At 68.2% G+C, this 12,196-nt stretch carries 8 protein-coding genes; 6 read left to right on the top strand and 2 right to left on the bottom strand.

Annotated features, from left to right (window positions below; all coding sequences use genetic code 11):
• Nucleotides 1-8: 8 nt before the first annotated feature.
• Nucleotides 9-569: a ProQ/FinO family protein gene (locus U9J41_RS16130; RefSeq protein ID WP_322403205.1), complete on the bottom strand. Its 561-nt coding sequence runs from the start codon at nucleotides 567-569 to the stop codon at nucleotides 9-11.
• A gap of 611 nt (nucleotides 570-1,180) precedes the next feature.
• Here U9J41_RS16130 and rpoD point away from each other — a divergent pair.
• Together rpoD and U9J41_RS16120 are read left to right on the top strand one after the other, a co-directional pair.
• The gene (gene rpoD / locus U9J41_RS16125) at nucleotides 1,181-3,898 is read left to right on the top strand and encodes an RNA polymerase sigma factor RpoD (RefSeq protein ID WP_322403204.1); all 2,718 of its coding nucleotides are present in this window, start codon (nucleotides 1,181-1,183) and stop codon (nucleotides 3,896-3,898) included.
• Nucleotides 3,899-4,011: 113 nt separating this feature from the next.
• On the top strand, nucleotides 4,012-4,815 hold the full coding sequence (locus U9J41_RS16120) for a transporter (protein WP_322403203.1): 804 nt from the start codon (nucleotides 4,012-4,014) through the stop codon (nucleotides 4,813-4,815).
• Between the two features lie 89 nt (nucleotides 4,816-4,904).
• On the opposite strand, the gene ppc is transcribed toward U9J41_RS16120, so the two are convergent.
• Nucleotides 4,905-7,712, bottom strand: a complete 2,808-nt coding sequence (ppc, locus tag U9J41_RS16115) for a phosphoenolpyruvate carboxylase (protein ID WP_322403202.1) — start codon at nucleotides 7,710-7,712, stop codon at nucleotides 4,905-4,907.
• A gap of 180 nt (nucleotides 7,713-7,892) precedes the next feature.
• Between ppc and hemC the strand changes: the two genes are divergently transcribed.
• The 4 genes from hemC to U9J41_RS16095 are packed head-to-tail and all read left to right on the top strand — an operon-like array spanning nucleotide 7,893 to nucleotide 12,040.
• Nucleotides 7,893-8,882 carry a hydroxymethylbilane synthase gene (hemC, locus tag U9J41_RS16110; RefSeq protein ID WP_322403201.1) on the top strand — a complete coding sequence of 330 codons (990 nt, stop codon included), beginning with the start codon at nucleotides 7,893-7,895 and terminating at the stop codon, nucleotides 8,880-8,882.
• On the top strand, nucleotides 8,875-9,645 hold the full coding sequence (locus tag U9J41_RS16105) for a uroporphyrinogen-III synthase (protein WP_322403200.1): 771 nt from the start codon (nucleotides 8,875-8,877) through the stop codon (nucleotides 9,643-9,645). The genes hemC and U9J41_RS16105 overlap by 8 nt, the downstream gene beginning before the upstream one ends.
• Entirely contained in the window at nucleotides 9,642-10,826 is a 1,185-nt protein-coding gene (locus U9J41_RS16100) for a uroporphyrinogen-III C-methyltransferase (RefSeq protein WP_322403199.1), read from the top strand. The genes U9J41_RS16105 and U9J41_RS16100 overlap by 4 nt, the downstream gene beginning before the upstream one ends.
• Nucleotides 10,827-10,843: 17 nt before the next feature.
• The gene (locus tag U9J41_RS16095; protein ID WP_322403198.1) at nucleotides 10,844-12,040 is read left to right on the top strand and encodes a heme biosynthesis protein HemY; all 1,197 of its coding nucleotides are present in this window, start codon (nucleotides 10,844-10,846) and stop codon (nucleotides 12,038-12,040) included.
• Nucleotides 12,041-12,196 lie beyond the last annotated feature (156 nt).

Below are 12,196 nucleotides of genomic sequence, written 5' to 3'. Positions count from 1 at the left end.
CCGGCCGATCAGCGCTTGGCGAACTTGGATGCCAGCTGCTGCAGCTTTTCCTGGCGCTTGCGGTCGGATTCCGCCTGCGCGGCCGCGTCGCGTTCGGCCTTCTTGCGCTCGGCTTCCTTCTTGAAGCGTTCCTGCAGGAGTTCCTTGGCGTGCTGGCGGTGGGTGTCCGTCACTTCGGCGCCCGGATTGCCGTCCAGGTCGTAGCGCAGGGTGGCTTTTTCCATCGCGCGCAGGTAGCGCATCGAGCCCGTGTGGATGCCCAGCGCGGCGCGCATGGTCTTGCGGTTCAGGCCGGGCAGGCGGGCCAGCACCTGCTTGTCGATGCCGATCGCCAGCGGCAGGCAGTCGCGGAAGGCCTTGAACTGCTGTTGCAGGTGCTTCAGCAGGGCGCGCGGCGACTGGACTTCGGCACCGGCGGCGGCCGGCGCGGAGGCCGTGTCGGCATCGTGCGCGTCGGCTTCCGGGGCCGGCGCCTGCGGCGCGTCGTTGGCAGGCAACGCGTCGGGAGCGGCGTGGGTGGCGTTTTCGGTGGCCTCGGGGAGCTCGGCGACAGGACTCATCGTATTCATTGACTTCATGGTAAGAACGGGAAGCGGAAGGATAGCATGGCCGCGCCACGCGCGTGTGGCGCTCAGCCGTGTAACGGATCGTTTTGTTGACGAATTGACCGTGATTTCATGTATATGCAGCGGCGCGCGGCCGAGAAATCGTGTATGATCCGCCCCTTTCCTTGCGCACGGTTTGCGCCGACGCAGCCAGGGCCCGGAAGAGGAAAAGGAAATATACGGCTGAGTGATATCCCTTATCGGATATTTCAATTATCGCTAAACATTTCCTTGGCGCATAATGCGCATGTCTCCTCTATTTCTCTCCTGGAAAATAGATTCAAGCCCGTTGTCTGACGGGCTTTTTTTCGTTCCGCCATGTTAAGCCGCTATTTCGACCACTTTCCGTTCCGCCCGATCCCCTTGTGCGCGCGTGCCGCAGCCCATCCCGGCTGCCCGGTACGACGCCCGCCGAGCGGGCGCAGCGCCAGGAGTGCTTGATATCCAGGCTTCCGCCCTAAGCTAAGGCCATCCTTCTAGGGCCATCCCCATCATCCCCCAACCGGGTCCGCACTGCGGGCCAGGTGGGTTATTGACCTCGCAGGCGCGCGCCACGCCTCGACTGGAGAAATTATATGAAAAACACCGCCAAGACCCTGACACTGACAGCGAAGAAAGCGCCCGCCACGAGCACCGCACAGCTGTCGGTGCCGAAGACCGCGACCTCGTATTTCCTGGAAACGGAAGCGGCCGCCAAGGTGACGGTGGTGAAGACCCGTTCGCGCCTGGCGTCGCTGAAGGCGGTCCAGACCGACGCCGCGCCGCAGTCGCAGCCGGAACAGTTCGACGCCGCCGCCGAGGCGGACGCCGTCGCGGCCGACGTGCAGACCGCGGACAGCGCCATGCCGGCCGCGGCCGAACCGGCCGAGGTGTCCGCCGCCGCCGCCGAACCCGTGATCGTGCCGGGCGTCGCCGCCGTGGCCGTGGACGAGGCGGACGGCGCGATGCCGACCGCGCCGGCCGCGCCGCCGGTCATCGTCAAGAAGCGCATGTCGCGCCTCGCCGCCTTGACGTCGGCCGACGCCGCCGTGGCGGAACCGGCCGCCGCGCCCGAGGCGCCGGCCATGCAGGCCGCCGCGGCGTCCGATCCGGCGCCGGCCGCGCGCATCGTGCGCGCCCGCACCGCGCGCCGCATCGAGCCGTCGGCCGCGGCGACGACGTCCACCCAGCCGACCGGCACCGTCAGCACGACGACCGACGCCGCCGCGCTGGCCGCGATCGACACGTCCGGGTATCTGCTGCCGCAAGTCAAAGTGCCGGGCCGCCGCGGCCGCAAGCCGAGCGAATTCGTGCCGGAGAACGACGAGATCGCGGCGCTGAACGCCGTCGAGCGCGCCGAACTGAAGGCCGTGTCGAAGCTGCGCGAGCGCAAGGCCAAGGGCGGCGCCAACCTGTTCGGCGCCGCGGAAGGCTTTTCCAGCGAAGAACTGGAAAAGCGCCGCCAGCAGTTGAAGAACCTGATCAATATGGGCAAGGAGCGCGGCTACCTGACCCATGCGGAGATCAACGACCACCTGCCGGAAAACATCATCGATCCGGAAGCGATCGAAGGCATCATCGCGACGTTCAACGACATGGGCATCGCCGTCTACGAGCGCGCCCCGGAAGCGGAAATGATGCTGCTGTCCGACGCCGTTGTCACGCCGACGAGCGAGGACGAGGTGGAAGCCGCCGCCGCGACGGCGCTGTCGACGGTCGATTCCGACTTCGGCCGCACGACCGACCCGGTCCGCATGTACATGCGCGAGATGGGCGCCGTGTCGCTGCTGACGCGCGAGGGCGAGATCGCCATCGCCAAGCGCATCGAGGACGGCCTGAAGGACATGGTGCAGGCGATCTCCGCGTGCCCGGTGACGATTTCCGAGATCATCGCGCTGTCGCACAAGATCGCCAGGGACGAGCTCAAGATCGATGACGTCGTGGACGGCCTGATCGATCCGAACGAAGGCACCGCTGCGAGCGCGCCCGTGAGCAGCGCCAGCGACGAGGACGACGAGGACGAGGACGACGTCGGCGAAGAAGAGGACGACGGCGGTGCGGGCGGCAGCGCCGCGGCCGGCTATTCGGCCGAGCAGCTGGCCGCCCTGAGGAAGGGCGCGCTGGACAAGTTCGGCACGATCGAAAAGCAGTTCGACAAGATGGGCCACGCGTTCAAGACGCAGGGCTACGGCTCGGCGGCCTACACGGCGGCGCAGGAAGTGATCTCGACCGAACTGCTGGGCATCCGCTTCACCGCGAAGGTCGTGGAAAAGCTGTGCGACACGCTGCGCCACCAGATGGACGAGGTCCGTTCGATCGAGCGCGCCGTGCTGGACATCTGCGTGAACCGCTGCGGCATGCCGCGCGCCCACTTCATCAAGGTCTTCCCGGGCAACGAGACGGACCTCGAGTGGGTGCAGCGCGAAGTCGACTGCGCGTATCCGTACAGCGCCGTCCTGAAGCGCAACGCCCCGGCGATCCTGGAACTGCAGCAGCGCATGATCGACCTGCAGGCGCGCGTGGCGCTGCCGCTGGCCGACCTGCGCACCATCAACCGCCAGATGGCGGCCGGCGAAAAGCGCGCCCGCACGGCGAAGCGCGAAATGACCGTGGCCAACCTGCGTCTCGTGATCTCGATCGCGAAGAAGTACATCAACCGCGGCTTGCAATTCCTCGACCTGATCCAGGAAGGCAATATCGGCCTGCTGAAGGCCGTCGACAAGTTCGAATACCGCCGCGGCTATAAATTCTCGACGTACGCGACGTGGTGGATCCGCCAGGCGATCACGCGTTCGATCGCCGACATGGCACGCACGATCCGCGTGCCGGTGCACATGATCGAGACGATCAACAAGATGAACCGCATCTCGCGCCAGATCATGCAGGAAACCGGCAGCGAGCCGGACATGGCGACGCTGGCGACGAAGATGGAGATGCCGGAATCGAAGGTCCGCGAGATCATGAAGATCGCGAAGGAGCCGATCTCGATGGAAACCCCGATGGGCGAGGACGGCGATTCGCAGCTGGGCGACTTCATCGAAGACAACGCGACGCTGGCCCCGCTGGACGCCGCGCTGCACGCCTCGATGCGCAACGTGATCAAGGAAGTGCTGGATTCGCTGACCCCGCGCGAAGCGAAGGTCCTGCGCATGCGCTACGGCGTCGAGATGTCGAACGACCACACGCTGGAAGAAGTGGGCAAGCAGTTCGACGTGACCCGCGAACGCATCCGCCAGATCGAAGCGAAGGCGATGAGCAAGCTGCGCCAGCCGTCGCGCTCGGACAAGCTCAAGACGTTCCTGCAGAACCAGTAATTCGCCGGCCCGCCGCCGGAAGCCGCGCCGCCCGCCAGGGCCGCGCGGCTTTTTTTTGTCCTTGCCGCCGGGCCTTGTTGGCATAATGGCGGCATTCGCGTTACCGAACCCCTATGCCGATGCCATTACGCCCATCCTCCTGCGCCTGCCTGCTGGCGGGCCTCCTGTCGTTCCCCGCCGCTCATGCGGACGACGACGCCATCAACCCCGACCGTCCCAACGTAGCCAATTCCAGCCAGGTGGTCGGCGCACGCCGCGTGCAGCTCGAGACGGGCGTGCAGTGGGACCGCGAGCGCGACGACGACGCCCACGTGCGCACGCTCACGACGCCCACGCTGCTGCGCATCGGCCTGTCCGACGCGCTGGAGCTGCGCGTGGAAACAACCGGCCGCACGATCGCGCACGCGAGCGACCCGGCCACGGGCGCGCACACGGTGAGCGCGGGCTGGGCCGACGGCGCGGCCGGCGTCAAATGGCATCTCGGCGACCAGGACGGCATGCGGCCGGCGGTCGGCCTGATCGCGGAAGCGGCCCTGCCGACGGGCAGCGCGGCGCTGCGCGGCACGGGCTTCCGGCCGTCGCTGGACGTGCCGGCCGAGTGGGATCTCGGGAGCGACTGGTCGCTGGGCGTGATGCCGGGCGTCGGCCGCGACGGCGACGACGCCGGGTCGCATTACACGTACGGCGTGCTTGCGGCGTCGCTCGGGAAGGCGTTCAGCGAGCGCCTGCACGGCTTCGCGGAAGTGGCCGCGCCGCAGATCGCGCGCGCGGCCCATGGCGGGACGCAGTCCGTGCTCGACGCGGGCGCGTCGTGGCTCGTGAACCGGGATTGCCAGCTCGACGCGATGGTCGTGCATGGGTTGAACCGGAATGTGCCGGGACTCAGCCTGGCGTTCGGGATGTCGGTAAGACGCTAGCAGCGTCGCCCCGCGCAGGCGGGGGCCCAATTTTGCATGCGTTTCGACATGCATAAAGCTTGGGTCCCCGCCTCCGCGGGGACGACGGATCAGCCGGTGTTGCGCAACCCCGCCGCCACGCCGTTGATCGACAGGTGGATCCCGCGATGCACGCGCTCATCGACCTTCTGCTCGGCCGACAGCGCGCGATGGCGCTGGATCAGCTCGACCTGCAAGTGGTTCAACGGGTCGAGGTAGGCGAAGCGGTTCTGGATCGAACGGGCCAGCAGCGGGTTGTTCACGAGGCGTTCGTCGGCGCCCGTGACGATTTCCAGGCAGCGCAGCGTTTCCGCGTACTCGGCCGAGATGCGCTTGAAGATGCGCTCGCGCAGGATCGCGTCGGGCACCAGCTCGGCGTAGCGCGAGGCGATGGCCAGGTCGCTCTTGGCCAGCACCATGTCCATGTTCGACAGCAGCGCCGCGAAGAACGGCCAGTGCTGCGCCATTTCGCGCAGCAGCGCCAGGCGTTCGTCGTGGTCGCCGTCGGCGATCCAGCCGGACACCGCGGCGCCGAACCCGAACCAGCCCGGCAGCAGCAGGCGGCACTGGCCCCACGAAAAGCCCCAGGGAATCGCGCGCAGGTCTTCGATGCGGCGCGTCGACTTGCGCGACGCCGGGCGCGAGCCGAGGTTCAGTTCCGCGATCTCGGCGATCGGCGTGGCGGCGAAGAAGTAATCCGTGAAGCCCGGCGTCTCGTACACGAGGTTGCGGTAGGCCTTGTACGCGCGCTGCGACAGCTCGGCCATCACGGGCTCGAAGCGGGACAGGCGCTCGATCTGTTCGCGGTCGGCGCCATGCGGCATCAGGCCCGCTTCCAGGGTGGCGGCGACGAGCAGCTCCAGGTTGCGGCGGCCGATTTCCGGATTGCTGAACTTCGACGAGATGATCTCGCCCTGTTCCGTCAGGCGGATCTGGCCGTTCACGGTGCCCGGCGGCTGCGCGAGGATCGCCTCGTAGCTCGGACCGCCGCCGCGGCCGACGGTGCCGCCGCGGCCGTGGAACAGCCGCAGCTTGACGTTCGCATCCGCGAACACCTGCACGAGCTTCAACTCGGCCTGGTACAGCTCCCAGTTCGACGTCAGGAAGCCGCCGTCCTTGTTCGAGTCCGAATAGCCCAGCATGACCTCCTGCAGGCGGCCCTGGTGCCCGATGACGTCGGCCACGACCGGCAGCGCCATCCACTCGCCCATGATGGCGGCGGCCTGTTGCAGGTCGGGGATGGTCTCGAACAGCGGGATCACCATCACGTCGCTCGTCTTCTCGCTCGGCCGGTACAGGCCTGTTTCCTTTTGCAGCAGCAGGACTTCCAGCAGGTCGGACACCGTCTCGGTGTGCGAAATGATGTAGTTGCGGATCGCGCGCGCGCCGTAGCGCTGGCGGATCTCGCGCGCCGTGCGCAGGATCTGCAGTTCCGAGTTCGTGGTCTCCGAATAGCTTTCGTACGGCGTGTACAGCAGGCGCGGCTGGGCCAGTTCGTCCAGCAGCAGCTTGACCTTCGCGTCTTCGTCGAGCGCGGCGTAATCGGCCTGCACGCCGGCGCGCGCGAACAGCTCGGCCAGCACCCGCTCGTGCACGTCCGAGCTCTGGCGCATGTCGAGCGACGCGAGGTGGAAGCCGAAGATGCGCGCGGCGCGCAGCAGGCCGTTCAGGCGCGGCACGGCCAGGATCGCGCCGTGGTTTTCGTCGAGCGAATCGACGAGCACCTGCAGGTCGGCGCGGAAGTCGCAGGAGTCGCGGTAGGCGTCCGCATGGCCCACTTCCTTGCGCAGGATGTTGGTGGCGCCCAGTTCGCGCGCCGTCGACGCCAGCCGCGCGTAGATGCCGATCAGGGCGCGCCGGTAGGGTTCGTCGCTGCGGTGCGGCGAGTGGTCGGGCGAGGCGTCCGCCAGCGCCAGCAGCGCCGGACTGGCCGGCACGAGCAGGGTGGACGGCGACAGCTCGGCGCCCAGCGCGTGCACTTCGTCGAGATAGAAATCGAAGATGGTCGTCGAATGGCGCACGAGGGCGCGCTGCATCGTCGTGGCGTCGACGTTCGGGTTGCCGTCGCGGTCGCCGCCGATCCAGCTGCCCATCTGCATATAGGTCGCGTCGTCGAGGCCGGAGGCCGCGGCGCCGTACTGCGCCGCGAGTTCGTCCTCGATGTCGTCGTACACGGCCGGGAGCTCGCGCAGGAAGGTCGTGCGGTAGTACGAGAGGGCGTTTTCGATCTCGTCGGCCACGGTCAGTTTTTCGTAGCGCAGCATGCGCGTCTGCCACAAGGTCGCGATGCGGGCCTGCAGCAGTTGCAGGTTGCGCGCACGCTCCTTCGGCGTCAGCGGCAGGTCGCGCTCGGCCAGCAGGCGGGCGATGTCGTGCTCGGCGTCGAGCGTGCTTTTGCGCTGGACTTCGGTCGGGTGCGCCGTCAGCACGGGCGCGATCAGCGCCTCGCGGAGAAAAGCCTCGACCGTGTCCTGCGCGACGCCGGCATCCTTGAGGCGGGTGAGGGCGTAGGCGACGCTGGACGGCTGCGGCGTCGATCCGGCCAGCAGGTGGGCGCGGCGGCGGCGGATGTGGTGCTGGTCTTCGGCGATGTTGGCCAGGTGCGAGAAATACGAGAAGGCGCGCACGACGGAATTCGTCTCTTCGCGCGACAGCCTGGAGAGCAGGCCGGTGAGCTCGGCGGCGGCGTCCTGGTCGTCTTCGCGGCGGAACCGCACGGCAGTCTGGCGGATCGTCTCGACGACGTCGAACACGGCTTCGCCTTCCTGGTCGCGCAGCACGTCGCCGAGGAGGCGGCCGAGCAGGCGAATGTCTTCTTTCAGCGGTGCGTCCTTGTCGACGCCGCCGGGCGGGGGAGTGAGTGCAGCAGGATTGTCCATATCGACCATGGTTGAATTGTTGAGAACTGCATGACAACGAATCGTTACTACCAATCATTCCTGGGGCACGCTGGCGGTCGGCCGTGGCGTGTGGGTGGGCCCATGCTAGAATTTATGTCTCTGGTATGGGCTTAACCGGCGCTGCCCGATCCGGGCGCAACGACAGTGAAAGAATCCGTTTTGAACTCTAACGACACGACGCAGCACGTTCCCGCGCAACTGATCATCGCATCGCGCGAAAGCCGGCTGGCCATGTGGCAGGCCACGCACGTGCGCGACCGGCTCGCAGCATTATATCCGCAGTGCCAAATCGACATTCTCGGCATGACGACGCGTGGCGACCAGATCCTGGACAAGACCTTGTCGAAGGTGGGCGGCAAGGGCTTGTTCGTCAAGGAACTCGAAGTGGCGATGGCCGACGGCCGCGCCCACCTCGCCGTTCACTCCCTCAAGGATGTGCCGATGGAATTGCCGGAAGGCTTTGAATTGGCTGCCATCCTCGAGCGCGAGGACCCGCGCGACGCCTTCGTGTCCAACGATTTCGACAGCCTGACCGCGCTGCCGGCCGGCAGCATCGTCGGCACGAGCAGCCTGCGCCGCCAGGCCCTGATCGCCGCGCGCTATCCGCAGCTCGTGATCAAGCCGCTGCGCGGCAACCTCGACACCCGTCTCGGCAAGCTCGACCGCGGCGACTACGCGGGCATCATCCTCGCCGCCGCCGGCCTCAAGCGCCTGGGCCTCACGCGCCGCATCCGCGCCTACCTGGAGCCGGACGAGAGCCTGCCGGCCGCGGGCCAGGGCGCGATGGCGATCGAAATCCTGTCGGATAACACAGCCGGTTCGCATTTTTCTGCAACTGTGCGTGCGTTGCTGGCCCCGCTGAACCATACGCCGACGGCGCAGGCCGTGCTGGCGGAACGCAAGGTGTCGCAGGTGTTCGGCGGCAGCTGCCAGGTCCCGCTCGCGGCGCACGCGACGGTCGACGGCGACACGCTGCACCTGCGCGCGATGGTCGCGACGCCGGACGGCCGCCGCAGCGCCTACGCCGCCGCCAGCGGCCCGGCCGCGCTGCCGGAAGCGGTGGGCGAGCAGGTGGCGCAGAAGCTGGCCGCTCAGGACGCCGCCGGCATCCTGGCCGAATGCAAGGCGGCCGCCGCCGGCGATGCCTGACGCGGTCGTCATCACCCGTCCGCGCCAGCAAGCCGAGCCGCTGGCCCGCGCGGTGGCGGCGCTCGGCCGCACGCCGCTGATCCTGCCGCTGCTCGAGATTTCCCCTCTGGCCGACGACGCCCCGCTGCGCGCCGCGCTCGCCGGCCTGCGCGGGTATGCGCTCGTCGCCTTCGTGTCGCCCAACGCCGTCGACGCCGCCTTTGCCCACATCGACGCCTGGCCGGCCGAGGTGGCGCTGGCCGTCGTGGGCGAGGGCAGCCGGGCGGCGCTGGCGCGCCACGGCATCGACGGCGCGCGCTACCGCATCCACACGCCGCTCGACCCGAGCCGCAGCGATTCCGAACACCTGCTCCAGGCGCTCGACACGGCCGCGCTGGCCGGCCGCAAGGTGCTCGTCGTGCGCGGCGAGACGGGCCGCGAACTGCTGCCGGAGGCCCTGCGCGCGGCCGGTATCCAGGTCGAGGCGGTAGCCGCCTATCGCCGCGCCGTGCCGTCCTTGAGCCCGGACCTGGCGGCGTCCCTGCGCGCCTTGCTGGCCGGCACTAACGACTGGATCATCACGAGCTCGGAAGCCCTGCGCGGCCTGGCCGGCCTCGTCGAACAGCTTGACGGCGGCGCAAGTGTGGCAAAATTGCAACAGCAACACCTGATCGTTCCGCATGCGCGCATCGCGGAAACGGCGGGCGCACTCGGTTTCAAGGCCGTGACGCTCACGGGGTCCGGCGACGAGCGGCTGCTTGCCGCGTTACAATCACGAGCATGAACGAATTGCCCAACAATCCAGAAAAACCAAATGTGGGCGGTGCGGTCGTGCCGCCGGAGAGCTACGTCACCCCGGCGTCGGCGCCGACTGGCGGACCCGGCGAGCCCCGCGTCCCCGAAGGTTCGGGTCTCGGCGCACTGCTGCAAAAGCCGCAGAACCTGGCCATTCTGGCGCTGGCCGTCCTGCTGGCCATGCAGACCTGGTCCACGCACACCCGCTTCAACCGGCTGCGCGAGGACGTCGCGCGCACGCTGCAAAAAGACAATGCCTCGAACGCCGAGACGGCGCAGGCCGTGCGCGACACGCAGGAGGCCGCCAAGGAACTGCAGGTCAAGGTCGGCGTGCTGGAGAACCGCCAGACCGAGTCGCAGAGCCAGCAGGCCGCCCTCGAGCAGATGTACCAGGACATTTCGAAGAACCGCGACGAGTGGGCGCTGTCCGAGATCGAGCAGGTCCTGTCCACCGCGAGCCAGCAGCTGCAGCTGGCCGGCAACGTGCAGGGCGCCCTGATCGCGCTGCAGAACGCCGACCGCTCGCTGTCGCGTTCGGACAAGCCGCAATTCATCACGATCCGCCGCGCCATCGCGCGCGACATCGAAAAGCTGAAGGCGCTGCCGTCCGTCGACCAGCCCGGCATCGCCCTGCGCCTGGACAACGTCATTGCGCAGATCGACAGCCTGCCGCTGCTGTCCGACGAAAAGCCGGCCGAGCCGATCGCGCCCACGCGGGTGAGTCCGCCGGGCGTCGCCACGTCGGGCGCCCGGGCGGCGGGCCAGCCGCCGGCGCCGGCGAATCCGGGCCTGGGACGGCGTGTCGCCGATACCTGGCGCAACTGGAGCCACGAGATGTGGGACGACATCCGCCAGCTGATCCGGGTGCGCACGGTCGACAATCCGGACGCGCTGATGCTGTCGCCGAGCGAATCGTATTTCGTGCGCGAGAACCTCAAACTGCGCCTGCTGAACGCGCGCCTGGCGCTGCTGTCGCGCAATGAGGGCACGTTCCGCGACGACCTGAACAGCGCACAGCAGATGCTGGTGAAATACTTCGACACGAAGGCGCGCTCGACCCAGGCCGCGCAGGCATTGCTGCGCCAGGTGCAGGCCAATAACGTCACCATCGACGTGCCCGATCTGTCGGAGAGCCTGAACGCCGTGCGCAATTACAAATCGAAGTCTTGAGCGGCGGGACCTGAACGATGCGTTTACTTCTCTGGTTAGTCGCCCTGATGGCCGCGGCGATCGGCATCGCCGTGACTGCGCGCTTCAATCCCGGCAACGTCGTCTTTTTCTATCCGCCCCACCGGATCGACCTGTCGCTGAACCTGTTCGTCGTCCTGACGGCCCTGCTGTTCCTCGTGCTGTACCTGCTGGCGCGGGCCGTGCGCGCCACGCTCGACATGCCCGGGCGCGTGGCCGAGTACCGCTTCCGCAAGCGCGAGCGCGACGCCAACCGCGGCCTGCGCGAGGCCCTGAAAGCCTTGTTCGAGGGCCGCTTCGGCCACGCCGAAAAGGCCGCCAGGCGCGCCGCCGACCTGCCCGAGAATGCCGGTCTCGCCGCGCTGATCGCGGCGCGCGCCGCCCACCGCATGCGCGAACCGGCCCGGCGCGACGTGTGGCTGGCCGGCATCGCGCCCGACCCCTCGCTCAAGACGGCGCGCCTGATGACGGTCACGGAACTGCTCGTCGACGACCACAAGCCGGAAGGCGCGCTGGAAGCCGTGGCGGAACTGAACGCCAGCGGCCAGCGCCACATCCACGCGCTGCAGTGGGCCATGAAGGCCAACCAGCAGGCGCGCAACTGGCCGGAGGTGCTGCGCCTCGTGCGCACGCTGGACAAGCGCAATGCGCTGCATCCGGCCCTGTCGAGCAGGCTGCGCGAGCTCGCCTACGACGCCTTGCTGTCCGAGGGCGGCCACGACGCCGAGTCGATCCGCCGCGTGTGGGGCTCGGTGCCGGGCAGCGACCGCGTCAAGCCGTACATCGCGGCCCGCGCGGCCGCCGCGTTCAATGCGCGCGGCCTGCACGACGAGGCCCGCGGCATCGTCGAGGACGCGCTCAAGGCCGGTTGGGACGAGCGCGTCGTGCGCGCCTACCGCGAAGCGGCCGGTCCGGAAGGGTCGAGCACCTTGCTCGCGCAGATCGAGAATTGCGAGAGCTGGTTGCGCGCCCATCCGAACGACCCCGAGCTGGAACTGACGCTCGGCTCGCTGTGCCTGCGCCAGAAACTGTGGGGCAAGGCCCAGCGCTACCTGGAGCAGGCGCTGTCCGACGCCACCGAGCCGCACATGGTGCGCGACGCCCACCTGAAGCTGGCCCAGCTGCACGAAGCCCTGGGCCAGCGGGAAGACGCCGACAACCATTACCGGCAGTGCGCGCTGGCGACGGTGCTGTGACGGACGGGTGTCCGCGCCGGCGCTCGTGCCCGCGGACGCTCATGCACCCTGCCGCCACTCGTGGCCGCGCACGATGACGACGGCTTATCCCATTCCTTTGGGACCTTGTGCGGCGCACAAGCCCAAGGCGATTCGTTATAATCGTTGTTTTATTGT

It is taken from the genome of Massilia luteola, from assembly GCF_034420155.1.
GTDB lineage: Bacteria > Pseudomonadota > Gammaproteobacteria > Burkholderiales > Burkholderiaceae_D > Telluria > Telluria luteola.
This window is presented reverse-complemented; position numbering and strand designations above follow the sequence as displayed.